Annotated in this window: 21 protein-coding genes; 14 read left to right on the top strand and 7 right to left on the bottom strand. The window is 64.6% G+C overall.

Annotated elements, in window-relative coordinates; genetic code table 11:
- Window positions 1-28 precede the first annotated feature (28 nt).
- A complete protein-coding gene (locus NY023_RS15810; protein ID WP_013972919.1) occupies window positions 29-679 on the bottom strand; it encodes a GNAT family N-acetyltransferase in 651 nt (216 codons plus the stop codon).
- A 133-nt stretch (window positions 680-812) separates the two neighbouring features.
- Between NY023_RS15810 and xthA the strand changes: the two genes are divergently transcribed.
- Window positions 813-1,625 (top strand): exodeoxyribonuclease III, encoded by an 813-nt coding sequence (gene xthA / locus NY023_RS15815; RefSeq protein ID WP_013972920.1) that lies wholly within the window; start codon window positions 813-815, stop codon window positions 1,623-1,625.
- Between the two features lie 99 nt (window positions 1,626-1,724).
- On the opposite strand, the gene NY023_RS15820 is transcribed toward xthA, so the two are convergent.
- Window positions 1,725-2,408 carry a TetR/AcrR family transcriptional regulator gene (locus NY023_RS15820; RefSeq protein ID WP_015270640.1) on the bottom strand — a complete coding sequence of 228 codons (684 nt, stop codon included), beginning with the start codon at window positions 2,406-2,408 and terminating at the stop codon, window positions 1,725-1,727.
- Between the two features lie 370 nt (window positions 2,409-2,778).
- On the opposite strand from NY023_RS15820, the gene NY023_RS15825 reads away from it, so the two are divergent.
- The 4 genes from NY023_RS15825 to NY023_RS15840 all read left to right on the top strand — a co-directional run bounded on the left by NY023_RS15825 (window position 2,779) and on the right by NY023_RS15840 (window position 6,870).
- Entirely contained in the window at window positions 2,779-3,759 is a 981-nt protein-coding gene (locus tag NY023_RS15825; RefSeq protein WP_024087251.1) for an aliphatic sulfonate ABC transporter substrate-binding protein, read from the top strand.
- Window positions 3,760-3,775: 16 nt separating this feature from the next.
- Window positions 3,776-5,167 (top strand): LLM class flavin-dependent oxidoreductase, encoded by a 1,392-nt coding sequence (locus tag NY023_RS15830; RefSeq protein ID WP_013972923.1) that lies wholly within the window; start codon window positions 3,776-3,778, stop codon window positions 5,165-5,167.
- A 106-nt stretch (window positions 5,168-5,273) separates the two neighbouring features.
- Window positions 5,274-6,110, top strand: a complete 837-nt coding sequence (locus tag NY023_RS15835; protein ID WP_013972924.1) for a bifunctional allantoicase/(S)-ureidoglycine aminohydrolase — start codon at window positions 5,274-5,276, stop codon at window positions 6,108-6,110.
- Between the two features lie 160 nt (window positions 6,111-6,270).
- Window positions 6,271-6,870 carry an START domain-containing protein gene (locus NY023_RS15840; RefSeq protein WP_003257236.1) on the top strand — a complete coding sequence of 200 codons (600 nt, stop codon included), beginning with the start codon at window positions 6,271-6,273 and terminating at the stop codon, window positions 6,868-6,870.
- 34 nt (window positions 6,871-6,904) lie between these two features.
- Here the strand turns inward: NY023_RS15840 and NY023_RS15845 are convergent, their stop codons facing one another.
- Together NY023_RS15845 and ggt are read right to left on the bottom strand one after the other, a co-directional pair.
- On the bottom strand, window positions 6,905-7,786 hold the full coding sequence (locus NY023_RS15845; RefSeq protein ID WP_015270644.1) for a LysR substrate-binding domain-containing protein: 882 nt from the start codon (window positions 7,784-7,786) through the stop codon (window positions 6,905-6,907).
- Window positions 7,787-7,856: 70 nt separating this feature from the next.
- The gene (gene ggt / locus NY023_RS15850) at window positions 7,857-9,647 is read right to left on the bottom strand and encodes a gamma-glutamyltransferase (protein WP_044047074.1); all 1,791 of its coding nucleotides are present in this window, start codon (window positions 9,645-9,647) and stop codon (window positions 7,857-7,859) included.
- 118 nt (window positions 9,648-9,765) lie between these two features.
- Here ggt and NY023_RS15855 point away from each other — a divergent pair, with 118 nt between their 5' ends.
- Entirely contained in the window at window positions 9,766-10,416 is a 651-nt protein-coding gene (locus NY023_RS15855; protein ID WP_024087255.1) for an ankyrin repeat domain-containing protein, read from the top strand.
- 217 nt (window positions 10,417-10,633) lie between these two features.
- Here the strand turns inward: NY023_RS15855 and pobA are convergent, their stop codons facing one another.
- The gene (gene pobA, locus NY023_RS15860; RefSeq protein WP_044047075.1) at window positions 10,634-11,821 is read right to left on the bottom strand and encodes a 4-hydroxybenzoate 3-monooxygenase; all 1,188 of its coding nucleotides are present in this window, start codon (window positions 11,819-11,821) and stop codon (window positions 10,634-10,636) included.
- A 172-nt stretch (window positions 11,822-11,993) separates the two neighbouring features.
- Here pobA and NY023_RS15865 point away from each other — a divergent pair, with 172 nt between their 5' ends.
- The 3 genes from NY023_RS15865 to NY023_RS15875 all read left to right on the top strand — a co-directional run bounded on the left by NY023_RS15865 (window position 11,994) and on the right by NY023_RS15875 (window position 14,353).
- A complete protein-coding gene (locus NY023_RS15865) occupies window positions 11,994-12,872 on the top strand; it encodes a helix-turn-helix domain-containing protein (protein ID WP_023661265.1) in 879 nt (292 codons plus the stop codon).
- Between the two features lie 163 nt (window positions 12,873-13,035).
- A complete protein-coding gene (locus NY023_RS15870) occupies window positions 13,036-13,434 on the top strand; it encodes a MerR family transcriptional regulator (RefSeq protein ID WP_013972930.1) in 399 nt (132 codons plus the stop codon).
- 19 nt (window positions 13,435-13,453) lie between these two features.
- Window positions 13,454-14,353, top strand: coding sequence for a hydroxymethylglutaryl-CoA lyase (locus NY023_RS15875; protein ID WP_013972931.1), 900 nt, complete (start codon window positions 13,454-13,456; stop codon window positions 14,351-14,353).
- 531 nt (window positions 14,354-14,884) lie between these two features.
- On the opposite strand, the gene NY023_RS15880 is transcribed toward NY023_RS15875, so the two are convergent.
- Entirely contained in the window at window positions 14,885-15,403 is a 519-nt protein-coding gene (locus NY023_RS15880) for an MgtC/SapB family protein (RefSeq protein WP_013972932.1), read from the bottom strand.
- A 232-nt stretch (window positions 15,404-15,635) separates the two neighbouring features.
- Here NY023_RS15880 and NY023_RS15885 point away from each other — a divergent pair, with 232 nt between their 5' ends.
- From NY023_RS15885 to NY023_RS15905, 5 genes are all read left to right on the top strand, one after another.
- The gene (locus tag NY023_RS15885) at window positions 15,636-15,875 is read left to right on the top strand and encodes a DUF3203 family protein (protein WP_013972933.1); all 240 of its coding nucleotides are present in this window, start codon (window positions 15,636-15,638) and stop codon (window positions 15,873-15,875) included.
- Window positions 15,876-15,996: 121 nt separating this feature from the next.
- Complete coding sequence (gene ccoG, locus NY023_RS15890; RefSeq protein WP_013972934.1) at window positions 15,997-17,400, top strand: cytochrome c oxidase accessory protein CcoG; 1,404 nt, start codon at window positions 15,997-15,999, stop codon at window positions 17,398-17,400.
- Window positions 17,401-17,450: 50 nt separating this feature from the next.
- Window positions 17,451-18,860 carry a GntR family transcriptional regulator MpaR gene (gene mapR, locus NY023_RS15895; protein WP_013972935.1) on the top strand — a complete coding sequence of 470 codons (1,410 nt, stop codon included), beginning with the start codon at window positions 17,451-17,453 and terminating at the stop codon, window positions 18,858-18,860.
- 57 nt (window positions 18,861-18,917) lie between these two features.
- Window positions 18,918-20,573, top strand: coding sequence for a PAS domain-containing sensor histidine kinase (locus NY023_RS15900; protein ID WP_044047076.1), 1,656 nt, complete (start codon window positions 18,918-18,920; stop codon window positions 20,571-20,573).
- A 63-nt stretch (window positions 20,574-20,636) separates the two neighbouring features.
- Entirely contained in the window at window positions 20,637-22,331 is a 1,695-nt protein-coding gene (locus tag NY023_RS15905) for a response regulator (RefSeq protein WP_013972937.1), read from the top strand.
- A 9-nt stretch (window positions 22,332-22,340) separates the two neighbouring features.
- Here the strand turns inward: NY023_RS15905 and NY023_RS15910 are convergent, their stop codons facing one another.
- A complete protein-coding gene (locus NY023_RS15910; protein WP_013972938.1) occupies window positions 22,341-23,087 on the bottom strand; it encodes an SDR family oxidoreductase in 747 nt (248 codons plus the stop codon).
- Between the last annotated feature and the right edge of the window lie 21 nt (window positions 23,088-23,108).

Genomic DNA, 23,108 nt, shown 5'->3' on the forward strand with positions numbered 1-23,108 from the left:
CGCTCAAGGGAGCCGTCGCGCGGTCCGCTCAGGCAAAAGCAGAATTGGAAGAGACCGGGTTGGGATGGAAGAACACCCTCTCACGGATTGGTCCTACAGCCACCTCGCCAATTTCCTCATAGCCCTGGCGCTGGTAAAAGGCCAGGTAGTGCTCGTTGCCGGTGTCCAGCACCACTCCCTGCGTACCAGGGTCGTCTGCACACCAGTCATGCACAGCTTGTAACAATTGCTCGCCGTAGTGCTTGCCCTGGAACTGCGGGTGCACGCCCAGCAGCGGCAGCACATGCACCTCGTCGGTGGGCAGGCAGGTGGCCAGGGCGGCCTGGTAGTCCATGTAGCGGCGCGTACAGCGCAGGCCGGTGCCCATTATCATGCGCAGGCGCCAGGCCCAGCTGTCGGCCACGCCCAGCCGGCGCATCGGCGGCACGATCAGGGCCATGGCGATCAGGCGGTCTTCCACCAGCAGGCCGATGGCGGGCAGTTGCAGGTAGAAATGCTGGCGTACCCACTCGCGCACCATCACCCGCAGACGCCGCTCGTAGCCTGGGCGCTGGGCCTCGAAGATATAGGCGAAGGTAGGTTCGTGACGGTAGGCGTTGTACAGAAGCGAACGCGCCTCACGGCTGTAGCCGTCATCGAGCAGGCAGACACGGGCCGGAGCGGCAGTGGTTTCGGGCATTGCGGGCAGTCCTCCTGGAATGGGCTCATGGGTGCCTTGGAAAGGACGTTAGCAGCAGGCTGCCGAAGCCGCCATGCTGGTGATGGCAAGCGATGTCGGCTAGCATCGCGCCTTTTACCGGGATCATGTTTCCATGAAGATCGTCTGTTTCAACATCAACGGCCTGCGGGCCCGCCCGCACCAGCTGGCGGCGCTGATCGAAAAGCACCAGCCGGACGTGATCGGCCTGCAGGAAACCAAGGTCAGCGACGATCAGTTCCCGCTGGCCGACGTGCAGGCGCTGGGCTACCACGTACATTACCACGGCCAGAAAGGCCACTATGGCGTGGCCCTGCTGTCCCGCCAGGCACCGCTGAGCCTGCACAAGGGTTTTGCCAGCGATGAGGAAGACGCTCAGCGCCGCTTCATCTGGGGCACCTTCGCCGATGCCGATGGCAACCCGATCACCATCATGAACGGCTATTTCCCTCAGGGTGAAAGCCGCGACCACCCCACCAAGTTCCCGGCCAAGCAGCGCTTCTACAGCGACCTGCAGGCGCTGCTGGAGGGCCAGTTCCGCAACGACCAGCCACTGCTGGTGATGGGCGACATGAATATCTCGCCGCAGGACTGCGACATCGGCATCGGCCCGGACAATGCCAAGCGCTGGCTCAAGACTGGCAAGTGCAGTTTCCTGCCGGAAGAGCGCGAGTGGATGGAACGCTTGAAGGGCTGGGGCCTGGTGGACAGTTTCCGCCACCTTTACCCGGAAGTGGCCGACCGCTTCAGCTGGTTCGACTACCGCAGCCGCGGTTTCGAGGACGAGCCCAAGCGCGGCCTGCGCATCGACCTGATCATGGCCTCCCAGCACCTGGTGCCGCGGATCAAGGATGCAGGTGTGGACTACGAACTGCGCGGGATGGAAAAGCCGTCGGACCATGCGCCGATCTGGCTGGAATTGAGCTGATCGCCGGGGGCTGCTACGCGGCCCATCGCCGGCAAGCCAGTTCTTGCACCCGTGGGCTGGCTTGCCGGCAAAGGAGCCGGCCCAGCCACTGGAGAATTTTCAGGGGCGGTGCTCGGTCTGGATATACCGCAACACAGCATCACAGATCATGGCCTTGTGACGCAGCTTGACCTGCTCATCGGACAGGTCGATCTGGAAGATCTCGCCAAAGGTGTGGCGGTTCGAAACCCGGTAGAAGCAGAACGAGCTCATCAGCATGTGCAGGTCGATGACCTCGATGCCGGTGCGGAACACACCTTCCTGCACCCCACGGCGCAAGGTATTGCCCAGAGCCTCGAGCACCAGGCTGCTCATTTCGCGAATCGCCGGCGACTGCTTGACGTACTCGCCATAGTGGATGTTTTCGGTGCAGATGATCCGCACGAAATCGACGTTGCGGTCGTGGTGATCGAAGGTGAACTCCACCAGCCGGCGGATCGCCTGCTCGGCCGGCAGCGACTCAAGGTCCAGGCTTTGTTCGGTCTTGCGGATGTCGCCGTACAGCTTGATCAGGCACTCGCAGTACAGCTGCTCCTTGCTGCCGAAGTAGTAGTAGATCATGCGCTTGGAGGTGGCGGTGCGCTCGGCGATGGCGTCGACGCGGGCACCAGCCAGCCCTTGCTGGACAAACTCGTTGATTGCGGCCTGAAGGATGTCCTCGCGGGTTTTCTCGGGGTTGTTCTTGCGCGTCTTGCGCCCCCCTTCGGTTTCAGGCTGGCCGAGGCTGACTACGGAATCACTCATACCCACTCACAGGCTGTTTATTGGAATGAGGGGGATTATCCGCGAGCGCGGCCATGCAGGGAAGCGCGCTGTTGGTCGGGTAGCCACCACCCCACGGCTGCTGCCTACCCGCAAACGCTGCCTGCCCTGGCCAAGGGCCACGCTGGTCGCAGAACAGGCACCTCGGAGTGCGAAGGCCCTGCACGCTCTCGTCATCGAATGGCCTGCCGGGAGCCTGGCAAGTGAATGTGAAATTGACCAGACGTAACAAAACAAAAGGATATAAAAATAACAAAACAATCTAACAAAAAGAGATATAAAAATTGAATGCCAAACGCCACCTCCCTAGTCTGGGCGCATCGCTTCCCTCCCCGTTCAAGGAGCAATGCCCATGCCCGCCCGTGCTTTTTCCCCCCTGCGCCGCCTGTTGATCGGCGGCTTGCTGGCCAGTGTCGCCAGTACCCTGTTGCCCTGGTCCCAAGCCCTTGCCGACGAGGCCAGGACCCTGCGCATCGGTTACCAGAAGTTCAACAGCATCAACATCCTCAAGGGCAGCGGTGCCCTGGAGAAGGCCCTGGCGCCGCAAGGCGTGAAAGTCAGCTGGCACGAGTTCGCCGCCGGCCCGCAGTTGCTCGAAGCCTTGAGCACCGGCGCCATCGACCTCGGCCATGCCGCCGACGCACCCTCGGTGTTCGCCCAGGCCGCAGGCAAGCCGGTGGTGTACCTGGCCGCCGAGCAGCCCTACCCACGTGGCATCGGCCTGGTGGTACGTGAGCAGGACCACCTGGCCAGCGTGCAAGACCTCAAGGGCAAGCGCGTGGCCACCGGCCGCGGCTGGAACGCCCAGTACCTGCTGGCCGTTGCCCTGGAACAGGCCGGCCTCAGTTACCAGGACATCACCCCGGCCTACGTCAACAACGCCGCCGATGCCGTGGCTGCCCTGCAATCGGGCAGCGTACAGGCCGTGACCCTGTGGGACCCGTTCCTCGCCGCGGCAGAAAGCCAGCCGGGCCTGAAGAACCTGCGCGACGGCAGCGGCCTGTCCAACAACCGCACCTTCTACCTGTCCACCGCCAGCTTCGCCGACAAGCATCGCGCCTTGCTGAAGACCTTTTTCGCCGAGCTGGGCAAGGTCAGCCAATGGGCCAACGCCAAGCCTGAGGAAGTCGCCGCACTGCTGGCCCCGCAACTCGGGATCAACGCCAACGTGCTGCAAGCGGCCAGCGAGCGGCGCAACTACAATGCCGTGGCCATCACCCCAGAGATCGTTGCCGAGCAACAAAAGCTGGCCGACACCTTCCAGGGCCTGGGCCTGATTCCACGCAAGCTGCAGGTGGCCGACGCGGTCTACCCGGCTTCCGTATTGCCTTGAGCGGAGCGCGCCCACCATGCCCCGCCCGATTCGCTTCAACGCCTTCAGCATGAATGCCGCCAGCCACCAGTCCCCCGGCCTGTGGCGCCACCCGCGCAACACCAGCGTGGCCTTCAACCGCCTGGGCTACTGGACCGACCTGGCCCGCCTGCTCGAACGCGGCTTGTTCGATGCCCTGTTCATCGCCGATGTGCTGGGCATCTACGACGTCTACCAGGGCGGCCCCGAAGCCGCCCTGCGCGGTGGCGTGCAGGTGCCGGTCAACGACCCGCTGCTGCTGGTGCCGGCCATGGCCGGGGTTACCGAGCACCTGGGCTTCGGCGTCACCTTCTCGCTCACCTACGAACACCCCTACCCGTTCGCCCGGCGCATGTCGACGCTCGACCACCTGAGCAGTGGCCGGGTCGGCTGGAACATCGTCACCGGCTACCTCGACAGCGCCGCGCGTAACCTGGGCCTGGCGCGCCAGTTGGGCCACGACCAGCGCTATGACCTGGCCGAGGAATACCTGCAGGTGCTGTACAAGCTCTGGGAGAAAAGCTGGGACGACGATGCGGTGCTGCTGGAGCGTGACAGCGGGCGCTATATCGAACCCGCCCGGGTGCACCCCATCAACCATGTGGGCGAGCACTTCCAGGTGCCGGGCATGCACCTGTGCCAACCTTCGCCGCAACGCACGCCTGTGCTGTTCCAGGCCGGTGCTTCGGCACGCGGCCAGCAGTTCGCGGCGCGGCACGCCGAATGCGTGTTCATCAGCGGGCCGACGCCCACGGTACTGCGCCGCTACGCCGACGGCATCCGCCAGGCCAGCGAGGTGGCCGGGCGTGGCCGGGACGAGGTGCTGATCTACGCCCAGGCGCTGTTGATCGTCGCTCCCACCCGGGAGGAGGCCGAAGCGCGCTTCGCCGAATACCGCCGTTATGTCGACCTGGACGCCGCCCTGGCACTGCTGTCGGGCTGGACCGGCATCGACTTTGCCGGCCTCGACCCCGATGCGCCCATCGAATACGTCGAGAACGATGCCGGCCGCGCAGCCCTGGCCGCCTTCACCGCCGCCGACCCGAACCGCAGCTGGACCGTGCGCGAGGCTGCCGAGTTCGTCGGCCTGGGCGGCCGTGGCCCGGTGCTGGTGGGTGCTGCCAGCGAGGTGGCCGACCAGCTGGAAAGCTGGCTGGACCAGACCGGCATCGATGGCTTCAACCTGACCTACGCAGTGCAACCAGACGACCTGGCAAATGTGGTCGAGCTACTGGTGCCGGAGTTGCAACGCCGTGGCCGCTACCCGCTGAGTTATACCGAAGGCACCTTGCGCCGCAAGCTGTTCGGCCAGGGCGACCGCTTGCCGGAAGGGCACGCTGGCCGGCAGGTTCGCATTCAGTCGGCAAATACCGGGTATTCCAACATTTAATTTGTGGATGGCACGCACTCGACCCTATTCTGTCGCCACATCCCCTGCGCCGCACCGGCCGGTGCGGTTCACGGCATGGGGAGAGAACAACAAGTCGAGATCGTCCATGTCGAACCATTCGTACTTCGCCCCCCACGGTGGGCACCCGGCTCAGACCGAGCTGCTGACTGACCGTGCCATGTTCACCGAAGCCTATGCCGTCATTCCCAAGGGCGTGATGCGTGACATCGTCACCAGCCACCTGCCGTTCTGGGACAAGATGCGCATGTGGGTCATCGCCCGCCCGCTGACCGGTTTTGCCGAAACCTTCTCCCAGTACATCGTCGAAGTGGCCCCGGAAGGCGGCAGCGAGCGCCCTGAGCTGGACCCGAACGCCGAAGCCGTGGTGTTCATCGTCGAAGGCGAACTGGACATCACCGTCGAAGGCAAGCACCACACCCTGGTACCGGGCGGCTACGCCTTCCTGGCCCCGGGCGCCGAGTGGAGCCTGCGCAACAACAGCAAGTCCAACGTCACCTTCCACTGGCTGCGCAAGCACTACCAGAAGGTCGAAGGCCTGGACGTTCCCGAGTCGTTCGTCACCCACCGTGACAACGCCACCGTCATCGAGATGCCGGGCACCGAAGGCCGCTGGGTCACCACCCGCTTCGTCGACATGGCCGACATGCGCCACGACATGCACGTGAACATCGTCACCTTCCAGCCGGGCGGCGTGATCCCGTTCGCCGAGACCCACGTAATGGAACACGGCCTGTACGTGCTGGAAGGCAAGGCGGTGTACCGCCTGAACCAGGACTGGGTCGAAGTGGAAGCCGGCGACTTCATGTGGCTGCGCGCCTTCTGCCCGCAAGCCTGCTACGCCGGCGGCCCAGGCAAGTTCAGCTACCTGCTGTACAAGGACGTGAACCGTCATGTGCACCTGACGCTCAACCCTAAGCGTTGATGCATTGGGGGCGCTCTGCGCCCCTTTCGCGACACAAGGCCGCTCCCACAAAAGTGCGGTGTACCCCGAACCCTGTGGCAGCGGCCTTGTGTCGCGAAAGGGCTGCAAGGCAGCCCCAGTAGCCGCATACTGAAAATCCTGCCCCCGTGCGGTACCAGCCATGAACCGCTGCCTGCTGCTCACCGCCCTGCTGTTCTGCACCCCCGCCCCAGCCGCCGATGACTGGAACCTGGCCTACGACCGCGAAGGCATCCGCGTTTACCTGAGCGCCGCCCCCGACTCGCCCTACCAGCAATTCCGTGGTGTCAGCACCATGAAAGCCAGCGTTCGCACGCTCACCGACCTGCAGGAGAACCTGCGGGTGGCCTGCAAGTGGCTGTACGCCTGCGCCGAGATGCGCTTGCTGGATGTGCAGGGCGAAAACACCTGGGTGTACCTGACCACCAACCTGCCGTGGCCGACGATGCCGCGGGACATCGTGCTGAAGGTCACCACCGAACGCCTGGACGACGGCACGCTGCTGCGCCACCTGAGCGCCGAGCCAGACAGGATCCCCAAGGTAGATGGGCTGATCCGTGTGCAGCAGCTCAACGGCGAGTGGCGGATGAAACCGCTGGGTGAGCGCAGGACCGAGGTGACTTACCAGCTGCAAGCCGACCCTGCCGGGGATGTGCCGGGGTGGCTGGCCAACCGGTTTGTGGTGGATGCGCCAGTGGTGACGTTGCGGACCCTGCGAGCGGTGGCCGAGCGCCAGCCCTAGAGGGCATTGAAAACCTGCACCGGCCTCAACCCTGTCAGATCCCGCCACCCGCAAGCAATTGCGTCATCACCTCGGCCAGCGCCTTGACCATCACATCCGCCGTCGGCCGGTGGACGATGACGATTTCATAGCTGTCGACCTCAGGTAGCCCCTGCTCCGCACCGAGCACCCGATGTTCGCCGGTCGCCGCCCGTGGCGGCAGCAGGCTGATGCCCATACCATCGGCGACCGCTGCCTGGATGCCGCTGAGGCTGGAACTGGTGAAGCTGATGCGCCAACGCCGGCCCATGCCTTCGATGGCGGTAATCATGTCGTCGCGGTACAGGCCTCGGGGCGGGAAAGTCACCAGCGGGATCGGGTCCAGTTCGAAGGCGGGCGTGCGCGCGCTGTCGATCCACTGCAGGCGCTCGGGCCAGCAGGCCACGCCTTCGCGGCTGTTGCGCCGCTGCTTGAGCAACACCAGGTCGAGCTCACCGTTGTCGTAGGCCTGGCTGAGGTCGCGGCACAGGCCGCTGGTCACTTCCAGCTTCACCTGCGGGTGCAGCCGGCTGAACGCCGACAGCGCATTGGTGGTACGCCCGCCCACGAAGTCCTCGGGCACGCCAAGGCGCACGGTCATGCCAACCATCGCCCCGGCCAAGGCTTCGAGCATCTGGTCGTTGAGGGCCAGCATGTGCCGGGCATAGCCGAGCAGGGTCTGCCCGGCGTCGGTCGGCAGCACGTCGCGATTGCCACGCACCAGCAGACGGTGGCCAACCATATCCTCCAGGCGGCGCACCTTCTGGCTGATGGTCGATTGGGTGGAGTGCAGGCGCGCAGCAGCCGTGGTGAAGCTGCCGCAATCGGCCACCACGACAATGGCACGCAGCAGGTCGAGGTCGAACAGGGCCCTATTCGATTTCACGCTGATAGACATCTTGGTATTCAACTTTTGAATGGCAAGACTGACTTCTATCACGCCACCTGCTGCACCGCAACGCACACCGCTAGTCGCCGACTGCCACGCCTTCGCGCCGAGGGTCGGCACCACCCGACCAACCCTCGCCACTGCGCTGGATGATCTGCATGCCACTGGTCATGATCATCGGCGTCACCTCATGCCCCCAGGCTGCCAACTGCCGGATCAGTGCCGGGCTGGCCAAACCCGCCTCTACTTCGGTGCCGGCATTGCGGCTGCCGAAGTTGGGCAGGCCGGCGGCCTGCTGCGGGTCGAGCTGCCAATCCAGCAGGCCGATCAGCGCCTTGTTCACGTAGCCGATGATCTGCGAGCCGCCGGGCGAGCCCAGGCTGGCCACCAGCTCTCCGGAAGCTTGCGAGAACACCAGGGTCGGCGCCATGGCCGACAGCGGCCGCTTGCCCGGTTGCACCCGGTTGGCCACGGGCTTGCCTTGTTCCCGGGGGATGAACGAGAAGTCGGTCAGGTGGTTGTTGAGCAAGAAGCCCTTGACCATCAGGTGCGAGCCGAACGCTGCTTCCACCGAAGTGGTCATGGCCAGGGCCTGGCCGCGGTCATCCACCGCGCTGAGGTGCGAGGTGGAAATGCGCAGCGGCGAGCGGTCAGGCGCCAGGGCCAGATCGGCCCCCTGCGGCTGGCCCGGGCGGGCGCGTTTCATGCTGTACTCGCCGACCTGCGCCGCGCGGCTGGCCAAGTATGCGGAGTCGGTCAGGGCCTTGAGCGGCACCGGCACGTAATCGCTGTCGGCCAGGTACTGGGCGCGGTCGGCATAGGCCAGGCGCTCGGCCTCGGCAACCAGATGCACGGCCAGCGGCGGGGCTTCCAGCCCGGCAACGGTCGAAGTGCGCAGCGGCCGCATGGCGGCAAGGTCGCGCTGTGGCGAAGCCCGCTGCAGTGCCTCCAGGATGCCCAGGGTCTGCAGCACCGTCACCCCGCCCGACGATGGCGGTGGCATGCCACAGATGCGCCAGGCCTTGTAGGGGCCACACAGCGGCTCGCGCACCTTGGCTCGGTACTGCTGCATATCCTGCAGCGACAGGTAGCCGGCATTGGCATGGCTGCGCACCTTGGCGACGATGGCTTCGGCGATCTCGCCGCTGTAGAACACCTCGGGGCCCTGCTCGGCAATCTGCTCGAAGGTTTGCGCAAGCTCGGGGTTGCGCAAGGTAGTCCCCACCGCCAGTGGCTTGCCCTGTTCATCCAGGAAGTAGCGGGCCATGGCGGGTGAGCGGGCAATGAACGGGTCGCCCGCCACCAGGGTGTGAAGGCGTTCGGAAACCGCGAAACCGTTGCGCGCCAGCGCAATGGCCGGGGCGAACAGGTCGCGCCAGGGCAGCTTGCCGTGCTGCTCATGGGCTAGCTTCAGGGCACGCAGAACCCCTGGTACGCCCACCGAACGCCCGCCGATCTGCGCCGTCCTGAACGGCATCGGTGAACCATCGGCTTGCAGGAACAGGTTTTCCGTTACCGTCGCCGGGGCTGCCTCGCGGCCATCGAAGGCCTGCACGCGCTGGCCGTCCCAGTAGAGGATGAACGCCCCGCCGCCAATGCCGCTGGATTGCGGTTCGACCAGGCTCAGCACCATCTGCATGGCGATGGCCGCGTCGATGGCGCTGCCACCGGCACGCAGCATCGCCCGCCCCGCTTCGCTGGCCAGCGGGTTGGCAGCTGCGGCCATGTGCCGGCTGGCATGCACCGGCTGCAGGCCAGTGCGGTAGCCGGAGGCCAGTTCCGGTGGCGCGGGCAGCACCTGGTCGGCACAGGCCCAGCCACTGGCAGCTACCAGGCACAAGGCGCCCATCAGGGGGGTGGAGAATGTCATCGTTGTGCTTCCTGCCATTACCTATTCAGCAAGGCACTGTCTGTCATGCGCAAACTTAACTTCAAGCCCTGGCGTGTTTTTTCTAGGATGCGGGCAGGTCATCGAGGAGCCTGCCCCCATGCGTTCACTACTTGCTGCGATGCTGTTCGCCCTGTGCACCAGCCTTGCCGCCCACGCCGAGAGCACTGCCATGGACAACCGCCTGCACAACGCTGCCCGTCACGATGATGTGCGCACCCTGCAACAACTTCTGGCACAAGGTGCGCAGCTGGAGAGCCGTGACGATCAAGGGCGCACTGCCCTGCTGGTGGCTACCCATGGCAACCAGGTTGCGGCCGCGAAAGCGCTGATCGAGGCCGGTGCCGATGTGAATGCCAAGGACAACATCGACGACAGCCCGTACCTGTATGCCGGGGCGCGTGGCCTGAACGACATCCTGCGGCTGACCTTGAGCCACGGTGCCGACCTCAAGAGCACCAACCGGTATGGAGGCACTGCGCTGATACCCGCCGCCGAACGCGGGCATGTCGAGACCGTGCAGTTGCTGATCGATGCCGGGGTGGACGTGAACCATCTCAACCGCCTGCACTGGACTGCGCTGCTGGAGGCGGTGATCCTCGGTGACGGCGGGCCGCGGCATGTTGAGATCGTGCGCCGGCTACTGGCGGCCGGGGCGGATCGGCAGATTGCCGACAAGGACGGGGTGACCGCGCTGGAGCATGCGCGGCAGCGGGGGTATCGGGAGATGGAGGCGTTACTGGCTCGCTAGCCAATGCTGACTTTCGAATGCCGGGGCTGCTTTGCAGCCCAATCGCGACGCAAGGCCGCTCCCACATGTAATCGCTTGCCTCACAGGCGCTGCTGTACCTGTGGGAGCGGCCTTGTGTCGCGAAAGGGCCGCAAAGCGGCCCCAGCAATTTTGCAGGAATGCGAAGACCCTGGGGGCGCTTCGCACCCCTTTCGCGACACAAGGCCGCTCCTACAGGTCAGGCCACTTCTTCGAACGGCAGCCCTACATAGTTCTCGGCAATGTTCACCAGCCCCGCCGGCGAGGTCAGGAAGTACTCGCGGTCGGCTTCCTGCATCTTCTGGTCCCAGGCGTCCTTGTGGCTGCCGAAGTCATGCAGCAGCTGGGTCATGAACCAGCTGAAGCGCTCGCCTTTCCACACTCGGCGCAGGGCCAGCGGCGAATACTGCTGCAACAGGTCGGTGCGCCCTTCGCGATACACCTTGACCAGGATCCGGTACAGGTAGTTGACATCCGATGCCGCCAGGTTCAGGCCCTTGGCGCCGGTCGGCGGGACGATATGTGCGGCGTCACCGACCAGGAACAGGTGGCCATACTGCATCGGCTCGACCACCAGGCTGCGCAGCGGCGCGATGCTCTTCTCCAGGGCCGGGCCGGTGACCAGGCGCGCAGCCACGTCTTCGGGCAAGCGTGCCTTCAGCTCCGCCCAGAAGCGCTCGTCGGGCCACGCCTCCACCTGCTCGTCCAGCGGCACCTGCAGGTAGTAGCGGCTACGGGTGTGCGAACGCTGGCTGCACAGCACGAAACCGCGTTCGTGGTGGGCGTAGATAAGTTCGTGGTTGACCGGTGGCGTGTCTGACAGCATGCCCAGCCAGCCAAACGGGTAGACCCGCTCGTACTGCTTGAGGATGCCCTCGGGGATGCTCTGCCGCGAGACACCGTGGAAGCCGTCACAACCGGCAATGTAGTCGCAGACCACGCGGTGCATCTGGCCGTCTTTTTCGTAGGTCAGGTAGGGCTGTTCGCCCTTGAGTTCGTGCGGCTGGACATTGCTTGCCGAATAGATGATCGGCGCGCCGCTGGCTTCACGTGCTTGCATCAGGTCACGGGTGACTTCGGTCTGGCCGTATACCATCACCGTCTTGCCACCGGTCAGGGCCTTGAGGTCCAGGCGTTGGCGGCGCCCGCCGACCAGCAGTTCGACACCCTCGTGTACCAGGCCTTCACGGTCCATGCGCTCGGCCACACCGGCTTCACGCAGCAGGTCGACCGTGCCTTGCTCCAGCACCCCGGCACGGATGCGGCCAAGCACGTATTCGGGCGTCTGGCGTTCGACGATGACGGTATCGATACCGGCCTTGTGCAGCAGTTGGCCCAGCAGCAGGCCAGACGGACCTGCACCAATAATTGCGACCTGAGTTTTCATTGTTGTTGTCTCTGTGCGGACGATGCCGGCCCTGGACTGGCAGTGGGGCGGCATCTGCTGTTAGGGTTTGCCCTTGCATTTTTACTGGCAAAAACAGCCATTGAAGTGTGATATCCCATGCATAACCTGCACTTTTACAAAAAACGTTCGATTAACGAACAGGCCTGCCCGCATGAAATCCACCCTCCCCGGCGTCCCCTTGTTCAAGCTGTACGGCGAAAACCAGGCCTGGCCCGGCACCGACCTGCTGCACTGCGAGTCGATCCCGGCGCGTAGCCGTTTGCATCACTGGGAAATCAAGCCGCACCAGCACGCCGAGCTGTTCCAGTTGCTGTATGTGCAACGCGGCCGGGCCGAAGTGGAGATCGAGGGGGGGCGCAGCGCCATCAGCGAAGCGGCAATCCAGGTGGTACCGCCGATGACCGTGCACGGGTTTCGCTTCAGCGCCGATATCCAGGGGCATGTGCTGACCTTTGGCACGGCACTGGTGGCCAACCTGGAGCAGCGCCTGGGCGCGCCGCTGGCGGTACTGGCGAAGGCGGCGTGTTACCCGCTTGGCCGGGACCGGGTGCATCTGCGCAGCCTGATCGAGACCCTGCAGCAGGAGTACCAGGGCAACGCCCCGGCGCGGGCAGCCTTGCTCGAAGCACTGGTGACGGCGCTGATGGTGTGGATCAGCCGCCGCCAGCAGCTGGTACAGGCACCGCGCAACCGCGATGAACGTGACCGCCACTTGCTGGGGCAGTACCTGCGCCTGGTCGAGGCGCATTACCGTGAGCACCTGTCGGTGGAGGATTTTGCCGCGCGGTTGAATATTCCGAGTTTGCAGTTGAACCAGCTGTGCCGGGCACTAAGTGGGCAGACCGCGCTGCAGGTGGTGCACCAGCGCTTGCTGCTGGAGGCCCGGCGCAACCTGATCTATACGCGGATGAGCATCGGGCAGTTGTCGGATAGCCTGGGGTTTACCGACCCGACGTATTTTGCCCGGTGGTTCAAGCGGTTGACTGGGCAGACGCCGAATGGGTATCGCAGGTCGGGGTTGTCTGAGTAAATTTTTCGCCTGTGCGGGCCTCTTCGCGGGTAAACCCGCTCCTACAGGGGAGCGGGTTTACCCGCGAAGAGGCCGGCACAGGCAACACACATCCCGCGCCCCTGCTTGACGTATACGTCAACCTGCCCTCAGGATACCCGCATACCCCACGCCGAGCCCCAGCATGAGCACCCAGACCTACAGCATTTCCGACCTGTCCCGCGAACTGGACATCACCACCCGCGCCATCCGCTTCTATGAGGAACAGGGCCTGCTGAGCCCCGAGCGCCGTGGCCTGGAGCGTATCTATTCGGCGCGTGACAAAGTCAGTTTGAAACTCATCCTGCGCGGCAAGCGCATCGGCTTTTCGCTGGCCGAATGCCGCGAGCTGATCGAGCTGTACGACCCCTCCAGCGGCAACCTCAAGCAGCTCAACAGCATGCTGGCGAAAATCGCCGAGCGCCGCGCCCAGCTGGAACAGCAGATGCTCGACATCCACCAGATGCAGCTGGAGCTGGACACCGCCCAGGAGCGCTGCGAACAAGCCCTGGCCGCCACCCTGAACAATAAAGACAACCGCTGAACGCCACAGGAAACCCGCCATGTCCTTGCCCAAACACGTCCGCCTGGTCGAAGTAGGCCCCCGCGACGGCCTGCAGAACGAAGCCCAGCCCATCAGCGTCGCCGACAAGGTGCGCCTGGTGGACGACCTCACCGAAGCGGGCCTGGCCTATATCGAAGTGGGCAGTTTCGTCTCGCCCAAGTGGGTACCGCAGATGGCCGGCTCCGCCGAAGTGTTCGCCGGCATCCACCAGCGCCCGGGTGTCACCTATGCGGCGCTTGCCCCCAACCTGCGCGGTTTCGAGGACGCCCTGGCCGCCGGCGTGAAGGAAGTGGCGGTGTTCGCCGCCGCCTCCGAAGCCTTCTCGCAACGCAACATCAATTGCTCGATCAGCGACAGCCTCAAGCGCTTCGAGCCGATCATGGAAGCCGCGCGCAGCCACGGTGTGCGCGTGCGCGGCTATGTGTCGTGCGTGCTCGGCTGCCCCTATGAAGGCAAGGTCAGCGCCGAGCAGGTCGCCCCGGTGGCCCGTGCCCTGCACGACATGGGCTGCTACGAGGTATCGCTGGGTGACACCATCGGCACCGGTACCGCCGGCGAGACCCGGCGCCTGTTCGAGGTGGTCGCTGCACAGGTACCGCGCGAGCAACTGGCCGGGCACTTCCACGATACCTATGGCCAGGCCCTGGCCAACGTGTATGCCAGCCTGCTCGAAGGCATCAGCGTGTTCGACAGCTCGGTGGCCGGGCTGGGCGGCTGCCCCTATGCCAAAGGCGCTACCGGCAATATCGCCAGTGAAGACGTGGTGTACCTGCTGCAGGGGCTGGGCATTGAAACCGGCATCGACCTGGACCGACTGATCGCCGCCGGCCGCCGCATCAGCAGCGTGCTGGGCCGCGACAACGGGTCGCGGGTAGCACGGGCGCGCAGCGCGCAATAGGTCATACAGGTGTCACATTGGTGTGGGTGGAGTGTTACCGCCCCCACGTTTTGCAGCAAAAAATCGGGTAACAGGGAAACAAATCGGCAGAATTTCAGGCCGGTCGATTTCGACTGAAATCGCCAAGTGATTGATTTTAAAGGGTTTGCAAAAGTTGGCACGCACCCTGCTATATCTCTGGTACAACAACAAAAAAAATGTGACACCCAATAAAAACAACAGGTAACGGCTCTGACATAACAAGAACAACACGGCAGAGGCGTAGCAAGCAGATTTTTTTGGAGTCGACACGCTTTTCAGGGGTACGCCCCGCGGTCTGGCACAGAACAATAAAACTACCTCCAGGTAGCGGCAGCCAGTTCGGATCAGCAATGATGAAAGCAGGTCAGCGCTCAAAAAAATACGTTTGCTCTTGACCCCGCATGGGGGTCGCCCGCAACACCAGGACAGGCTGACAAAAACAAAAACAGGCCGGTCCCAATAATAAAAAAAGAGCAGGCAACAACGCTTTGAGGGGAGCTTCGGCTCCCCTCAGTGCTTCCTGCCCTCTTCCTCCTCCTGCTTTCCCTCATCCTGCCCTTCGAGCTTGTCCACCAGCAACGGCATCGTGCCCAGCACCAGCAGGGCCAGTATCGTGCTGATCAACGCCGTGGCTTCGCGGCCCATGCCGGCTGCCGTACCGATGGCGGCGGTCATCCACAACCCGGCGGCAGTGGTCAGGCCCTTCACATGGCTGGCGTCCTGGCCGTTACCCTTGAGAATGGTGCCGGCACCCAGAAAACCGATACCGGCGACAATGCCCTGGATAACGCGACTCAGCGCTTGCTCGTCGGCCCCGGCCATGCTCGGTGCCAGCACGAACAGCGCGGCGCCCAGCGAAACCAGCATATGCGTACGCACCCCGGCGGCCTTGCCCTTGTGCTCGCGCTCGAAACCCAGCACAGCGCCAAGCAGGGCTGCCATCAGCAGGCGTACGAGGATTTGCGTGACCTCGCGCTCGTCGGTGATATCGGCGAATTCGGCCTGGATTGCTTGCCAGATGAGGTCCATTGCTTTCTTCCCATGTGGAGCATTGTGTTGTCAGGTTCGGCCTCTTCGCGGGTACTGCACTGCATTGAAACCTGTGCAAACCCTGTGGGAGCGGGTTTACCCGCGAAGAGGCCGGGCCTGCCATCTGCAAGGGTTGACCTCCGGGTAAATGACAAAGTGCCGCTCAGCTTCCGGATGCAGCAACCCGCCCCGCCCTGTGGTCCACCCCTGTAACCCCCAGGAGGACCACCCCATGCCCATTGAAATCGACGAAACCACCCGCCGCTGCACCCTGATCGCCGAAGACCTGCGCATCGAGGGTGATGGCCCGTCCATCGAAATCGTCACCGACGAACAGCTGCGCATGTCCGTGGCCCTGCTCGCCGGCCAGCGTGTGCCCATCACCGAAGCCGAGGCCGATGCACTGACCGTGGCGGGTGCGGTGGATAGCCGCAGGCATCTGAAGGCCAGCACGCCAGGCTCGGTAATCTGAGGCCTGGCGGGGCCCGCCGGGAAATCTGATACGGTTTTTATCGCAAAATCTGAGCCTGTGCTGATAACAGCCTCAGGGCCATAGTGCTCATGCCTGATCGAGGCCTGATGAGCACCGAGCCATGAACGATAGAATCCCTTTTACAGAGATCGCCACCGCCCCAGCCAGCCCCCAGCCACGCCGCGCCGACAATGGCATCCATACCCGCAGCTTCACCGGGCTGTACCGCAACCTGCGCATCGGCTTCGCCGGCGCCCTGTTCGTGCTGTTCTTCGGCACCGCCTGGCTGAACTGGAACGGCCGCCAGGCCGTGCTGTGGGACCTGGGCAACAGCAAATTCCACATCTTCGGCGCCACCTTCTGGCCGCAGGACTTCATCCTGCTGTCGGCGCTGCTGATCATCTGCGCCTTCGGCCTGTTCGCCATCACCGTATATGCCGGCCGCGTGTGGTGCGGCTACAGCTGCCCGCAGAGCACCTGGACCTGGCTGTTCATGTGGTGCGAGAAGGTCACCGAAGGCGACCGCAACCAGCGCATCAAGCTGGCCGCCGCGCCCTGGAGCCTGAGCAAACTGGCCCGTCGCACGCTGAAGCACAGCCTGTGGCTGGCCATTGGCGTGCTCACCGGGCTGACCTTCGTCGGCTACTTCACCCCGATCCGCCCACTGGCCGCGGAACTGTTCACCTTGCAACTGGACGGCGTGGCGCTGTTCTGGGTGCTGTTCTTTACCGCCGCCACCTACATCAATGCCGGCCTGCTGCGCGAAGCGGTGTGCCTGCACATGTGCCCTTATGCACGCTTCCAGAGCGTGATGTTCGACAAGGACACCCTGGCGGTCGCCTATGACCCGCGTCGCGGCGAAGCCCGTGGCCCGCGCAAGAAAGGCAGTGACCTCCGCGCCCAGGGCCTGGGCGACTGCATCGACTGCACCTTGTGCGTGCAGGTGTGCCCCACCGGCATCGATATCCGCGACGGCCTGCAAATGGCGTGCATCGGTTGTGCGGCGTGCATCGATGCCTGTGACGGGGTAATGGACAAGATGGGCTACGCCCGTGGCCTGATCGGCTACAAGTCCGAACGCAGCCTGCAAGGTGGCACCACCCATTGGCTTCGCCCGCGCCTGCTGGGCTACGCCGCCGCGCTTTGGGTGATGATCGCGGCACTGGTGGTGGCCTTGCAGCTGCGCCCGATGGTGTCGCTGGACGTGATCAAGGACCGCGGCCTGTTCCGCGAGAATGCCCAGGGCCAGATCGAGAACATCTACCTGCTCAAGGTCATCAACAAGACCGAAAGCACCCGGCACTATGAGCTGCGCCTGCTGGACGCCGACGGCTTCAGCCTGCAGGGCAAGACCTCCTTCGTGATCCCGGCCGGTGAAATGAGTGAACTGCCGGTGTCGGTGGCGATGCTCGCCGAGCGCCCGGCCAGCAGCTCGCAGACGCTGAGCTTCGAAATCAGCGAGCGCGACGACCCCGCCATCCGCAGCGTGGCCCACAGCCGCTTCGTCGCGCCGATGAACCGTTGATCCCTTACACTGATTCCACCTTGCCTGCCAGGCTTCGACAGAAGGCCAGAATGAAACGCTACGAACGCTTTGCCGACGACATCGCCGAACTGATCCGCTCCGGGGTGCTGGGCCCCGGCCAGCGCGTGCCCTCGGTGCGCTATGCCAGCCAGACCCACGGGGTCAGCCCGTCCACCGTGTTCCAGGCCTACTACCTGCTGGAGCGGCGCGGGCTGATCCGCGCCCGGCCGCGCTCGGGCTATTTCGTCAATGCCCACGCCCCGCGCCAGTTCAGCGAGCCGCAGGCATTGCAGCCGGTCAGCGAGTCCACCGATGTCGACGTCAGCGCGCTGGTGTTCTCGATCCTCGACTCGATCAAGGACCCCAACACCGTGCCGTTCGGCTCGGCCTTTCCCAGCCCCGAGCTGTTTCCGCTGCAACGCCTGTCGCGCTCGCTGGCCAGCGCCAGCCGCAGCATGGACCCGCGCATGGTGGTGACCGACCTGTCACCCGGCAACCCGCAGCTGCGCCGGCAGATTGCCCTGCGCTACATGGTTGGCGGGCTGATGCTGCCAATGGAGGAGTTGCTGATCACCAACGGCGCGCTGGAAGCCCTGAACCTGTGCCTGCAGGCCGTCACCCAGCCCGGTGACCTGGTGGCCATCGAAGCCCCCGCCTTCTATGCCTGCCTGCAGGTACTGGAGCGTCTCAAGCTAAAGGCCGTGGAAATTCCTGTGCACCCGCGCGAAGGCATGGATCTGGGCGTGCTGGCGCAAACGCTGGAGAAACACCCGGTCAAGGCCGTGTGGTGCATGACCAACTTCCAGAACCCGGTGGGCGCCAGCATGCCGGAGGCGAAAAAGCAGGCACTGGTGGAGCTGCTGGCGCGTCATCAGGTGCCATTGATCGAAGACGACGTGTACGCCGAACTGTACTACGCGCAACAGGCACCCAAACCGGCCAAGGCCTTCGACACCCAGGGGCTGGTGATGCACTGCGGCTCGTTCGCCAAGAGCCTGGCACCTGGCTACCGCATCGGCTGGGTGGCAGCCGGGCGCTTTGCACAGAAGATCGAGCGGCTCAAGCTGATGACCTCGCTGTGCGCCTCGATGCCGGCGCAGGCGGCCATCGCCGACTACCTGCAGCACGGCGGCTACGACCGCCACCTGCGCAAGCTGCGCTATGCCCTGGAAGGCCAGCAGGCCAACATGCTGGCGGCCATCGCCCGGCACTTTCCGGCGCAGACGCGGGTCAGCCAACCGTCCGGCGGCTACTTCCTGTGGCTGGAGCTGCCCGAACAGATGGACGCCCTCAAGCTGTTCCACATGGCCTTGGCCCAAGGCATCAGCATCGCCCCCGGGCCGATCTTCTCGCCCACCCGGCGCTTCGGCAACTGCATCCGCCTGAACTACGGCAGCCCCTGGCATGAGGATGCCGAACGGGCCATGGAAACCCTGGGGCGGATCATCCGCTCGTTCTGATGACTGGCGCCCCGGTGGGCGGCTATAGTTGCCCGATCCGCTCACCGGGCCCTCGCCATGCAAGCAGACTCGCTCCCGTCATTGGCACAACTGCAAGCGCGTGTCGCAGAACTGGAAGCTCGCCTGGCAGAGCGCGACGACACTGCACAGGCCCACATCCAGCTACTGGGCGAACTGCTCGACAACAGCCGGGCCAACGTGTTTGCCGCCGACAGCGAGAAGCGCCTGGTCGCGATCAACCGCACGGCCCGGGAAACCTTCGAGCATTACCGGGGCTTCGTGCCGCAGATCGGCGATTACGTGCCACAAATTCTGCTCAACCACCCTGACATCATGGGCCGCCTGGCACCGGTGTGGCCACGCGTGCTGGCCGGCGAAGCCTTCATCGACACTATCTCACTCGGCCCCTCCGATGCCCCCCGCCATTACGAAATCCGCTATCACCCATTGCTCGATGCACAACAGCAAGTCCAGGGCGGGTACCTGTTCGCCTATGACATCACCGAGCGCATGGCCGAGCAGGAACGCCTGCGCCAGGCCGAAGAGGCCCTGCGCCAGTCGCAGAAAATGGAGGCGGTCGGCCAGTTGACCGGCGGCATCGCCCACGACTTCAACAACTTGCTGGGTAGCCTGCTTGGCGCGCTGGAGCTTGCAGAGCAGCGCCTGGGCGAGCAACGCCTTGCCGACACCGCCCGCATGCTCGGGCTCGGCCGCAGCAACGCAATGCGCGCCGCAGCCCTGGTGCAGCGGTTGCTGGCCTTTTCGCGCCAACAGACGCTGATGCCACAAGCGGTGGATGTGCACCGCCTGGTCGCCGACATGCATGACCTGATCCGCAGCTCGACCGGCCCGCACATTGACTTCCAGGACCGCACGCTGGCCGCGCAATGGTCGATCCGCATCGATCCGCAGCAGCTGGAGAACGCTCTGCTCAACCTGTGCATCAATGCCCGTGACGCCATGCCGCTGGGCGGCACCTTGCGCATCGGTTGTGAAAACGCCGATCTCGCAGCGGCCGAGGCCAAGCGCCTGGACCTGCCGACGGGGCACTATCTGCACATTCGTGTCGAGGACACCGGCGTGGGCATGCCCAGTGAGGTGCTGCAACACGCTTTCGAGCCCTTCTTCACCACCAAGCCGCTGGGCCAGGGCACTGGCTTGGGATTGTCCATGGCCTATGGTTTTGTTCGCCAGTCCGGGGGGCAGTTGCTGATCGACAGCGTCACCGGGCAAGGCACTTGCGTTCACCTGTACCTGCCCCGTGACCAGAGCGCTTGCGCAACCGGCCACGGCGAGCCAGCCACATCCGCCACCGCGACGTTGCAGCCGCGGATGCACCGGATCATGCGGGTGGCGGACCAACCGGCCCTGCGCCTGGTACTGGTCGAAGTGCTGACGGAACTGGGCTATCAGGTGCAGGCTTTCGAGAGTGGCCACCGGGCTCTGGAATCGTTGCAGAAAGGGCCGCCACCGGACCTGCTGATCACCGATGTCGGCCTGCCTGGGCGACTCGACGGTTACCAGCTTGCAGAGGCCTGCCAGGACCTTGTGGCGGATGCCCCGGTATTGCTGATTACCGGCTACGAGACTGCCGAAACGGTGCACTGTGCCCGGCCCGGCAGGCGCACCGAACTGCTGCACAAACCCCTCGACCTGAACACCCTCGGCGAACGGATCGAGCGCCTGTTGGGCATTGCGTCACACCCGCGTTGACTGGCTATTCGCCTGTTGCCGAACACGCTAAAGTCTGGGCTTCATCCACTGTCGGACGTCGGCATGCCCTCCCGCGACCTGCTTTCACTGCGCCAACAAGTCGAAGCCCTGCAGCAACAGAACGCGCTGCTGGAAGCCCGCCTGGCAAGCCATCAGCAACACGATCAGGACTTCTACCGCTCGCTCTTCGACACCATGGACGAAGGCTTCTGCATCATCGAGTTCTTCGACGGCCCGCACGGCCCACTGAGCGACTATGTGCATGTGCTGGCCAATGCGGCCTATGCCAAGCATGCCGGCATCCCCAACGTGGTCGGGCAGAAACTGCGCGAGATGGTGCCCGATGAGGCCGACGATTGGGTCGCCCGTTATGGCGCGGTGCTGCGTACGGGCGAGCCGCTGCATTTCGAGCAGGAACTGGTCGCCACCGGCCATGTGTTGTCGGTGACCACCTTCCGCGTAGAGCCTGCCGAAAAGCGCCAGGTGGCGGTACTGTTCAAGGACGTCACTGCACGCCGACGGGCAGAGCAGGCCCTGCAGCGCCTGAACGAGGAACTGGAACAACGGGTGAATGCGGCACTGGCAGAACAGGCCAAGGCCGAGGAAGCCCTGCGCCAGGCACAGAAGATGGAAGCGGTCGGCCAGCTCAGTGGCGGCATCGCCCACGACTTCAACAACCTGCTGGGCGGCATCCTCAGTGCCCAGGAGCTGATGCGCCAACGCCTGGAGCAATCCCGTTTCGACGCCCTGGAGCCATTGCTGAAGCTGTCCAGCGGCTCGGCGCAGCGGGCCTCTTCGCTGGTACACCGGCTGCTGGCATTTTCCCGTCAGCAGACCCTGCAGCCCTGCTCCACGCAGGTGGCCACGCTGGTGGGCGGCATGGAGGAGCTGCTGCGCCGCACCATCGGCCCCTCCATCACCCTGACCAGCCAATTCCCCTGCCAGCTATGGCCGACCTTCATCGACCCGCCGCAACTGGAAAGCGCCCTGCTCAACGTGTGCATCAATGCCCGCGATGCCATGCCTGCCGGCGGCGTGATCGATATCCTCGGTGACAACCTGCTGCTCGACGACCAGCAAGCCCGTGCACTGGAACTGCCAGCTGGCGAATACGTACGGCTGAGCATCAGCGACAACGGCAAGGGCATGTCGGCGGAGGTGGCCGAGCGCGCCGTCGACCCGTTCTTCACCACCAAGCCCATGGGCCAGGGCACTGGGCTGGGCTTGTCGATGACTTATGGTTTCGTGCGCCAGTCGGGCGGGCAGCTACGGGTGTTGTCGACACCTGGCGAAGGCACCCGCATCGAGCTGCTGCTTCCCCGCCACCACCAGCACCCCGAAGCCCCGGCACCCAGGCCACTGCACACACTGCTGGAAAAAAGCAGCGGCGCCACGCAGCGTATCCTGCTGGTCGAAGACCAGGCCGCCTTGCGCGTGGTCGTCTGCGAGGTGCTGGAAGAACTGGGTTATCGGGTCGATGCATTCGAGAACGGCCCGGCTGCCCTCGCCCATCTGCAAGCTGGCGAGCGGCCAGACCTGCTGTTGAGCGATATCGGCCTGCCCGGCGGCCTGAATGGCCGCCAGTTGGCTGAACGTTGCCGCGAGCGCCACCCCGACCTCAAGGTACTGTTCATCACCGGCTACGACGAAAGCGCGGCGCTCAGTGACGGCCAGTTGCTGCAAGGCACTCAGGTGCTGACCAAGCCGTTCGAGCTGGCAGTGCTGGCCGAACGGGTACGCACGCTGCTGGAGGATTGACCGGCGCGCTCAGCGCCCGCCGCCCAGGTCGATGAAGCTGCCGGTGGAGTACGAGGCTTTGTCCGAGAGCAGCCAGAGGATGGCCTCGGCCACTTCCTCGGGGCGCCCGCCGCGGCCCATGGGCAAGCCGGGCTCGAGCTTGCTGACCCGGTCGGAGTCGCCCGACAGCGCGTGGAACCCGGTATGGATATAGCCTGGCCGCACACCATTTACCCGCACGCCCTCGCCTGCCACTTCCTTTGCCAGGCCAATGGTGAAGGTGTCGAGGGCGCCCTTGGAAGCGGCATAGTCCACGTATTCGTTGGGCGAGCCCAGGCGGGCGGCCACCGACGACACGTTGACGATGGCCCCGCCCGGCCCGCCGTACCGGCGTGCCATGCGCTTCAGTGCGTGCTTGGCGCAGAGCATGGGGCCGACGACGTTGGTCTTCATGACCTTGAGCAGGCGGAATTCGGACATGTCCTCAACCCGGCTTTGCTGGCCGATGGTGCCTGCGTTGTTTACCAGCGCGGTGACCGGGCCGAGTTCTTCGTCAACGCGCTGGAACAGCTGGATGACCTCATCCTCGACACTGGCGTCGGCGCGCACGGTGATGGCCTTGGCGCCCAGGGCTCGGACCTGGCCGAGGATGTCCTCGGCGGCCTGGTCGTCGGCGTGGTAGTTGATGCAGATGCGGTAGCCCTGACGGGCGGCCAGCAGCGCCGTGGCGGCGCCGATGCCGCGGCTGGCACCGGTGATGACTATGACTTGCTCCATGGGTCTGCTAATCGTTTGGAA

It is taken from the genome of Pseudomonas sp. NBB (assembly GCF_032701105.1).
In the GTDB taxonomy this organism is placed as follows: domain Bacteria; phylum Pseudomonadota; class Gammaproteobacteria; order Pseudomonadales; family Pseudomonadaceae; genus Aquipseudomonas; species Aquipseudomonas asiatica.